The sequence below is a fragment of the Paenibacillus lacisoli genome, assembly GCF_030580655.1.
GTDB classification, from domain to species: Bacteria; Bacillota; Bacilli; order Paenibacillales; family Paenibacillaceae; genus Paenibacillus; species Paenibacillus lacisoli.
The window spans coordinates 1-801 of sequence record NZ_JAUQTB010000048.1; the positions used below are offsets into that span (position 1 = coordinate 1).

The 801-nt window shown below is 34.6% G+C and carries 1 pseudogene; it reads right to left on the reverse strand.

Annotated features, from left to right (window positions below):
• Positions 1 to 49: 49 nt before the first annotated feature.
• Positions 50 to 801, reverse strand: a pseudogene (locus Q5741_RS21550) (hypothetical protein); the annotation flags it as partial.

The window sequence follows — 801 nt, forward strand, 5'->3', positions numbered from 1 at the left end:
CTAAGTCATTCTTGGCGTTTGTATACGTGGCTGCCATTTTCAAATTGACTCAATGAAGAGTTTTCAGACACGACCTAGTTATATCTCTTGAATAGTTTTTACATTCTACGAATATATACGAACAGGGAATTTGCTTAACCGAATGCAGATTATAGAAAAATCCCGATTTAGCAGCATTTTCAAAGGAGATATCAATTCGTTTCCTACCTTCATCAATCTCCTGTTCTTTCACCGGACATACTAAGTTCGGATAAAATAGGTATTCGAGTATTCCCATTATATGAGTATGATATAGATTTGCAGTGTTAGTTCCCGGTACGATGGCAGTAAGTCTGTCTTTTAAATAATCAACAAACTCTTCAATACTGAAGCCAGGTTCATCTTCAAGTTGATCATCAGTTATTGAGTTCATTTGATTTTTCGCTTGCTGTCTAAATTGATTGAATATTTGAGGATGATTTCTTGTAAATTCCCTTAAATATTCTTTCCTAAAAGGATGGAGTTCTTCAATTAAATCTTTCTTGAAAACCTCCCATTTAATTTCTCCACTTTTCAAACGTGTTTCTTTAACTAAAGGAGTCAACAATCTCAGATGTTCATTTTGATGAAAATTTAAAACAAAATGTCTGCAATACACGTCTGGTGTATATCTCTGAGAGAAAGAAACAGCCCCCTTTGGAACTAATAAAATTACTCTTTCCTCGATAACAAGCATTTCATCATGTGGAGTGCTACGATAAAAATGCAGTCGATAAACACCCTCGTATGAAATAAAATGAAAACAAACGAGGGGACGAGTGA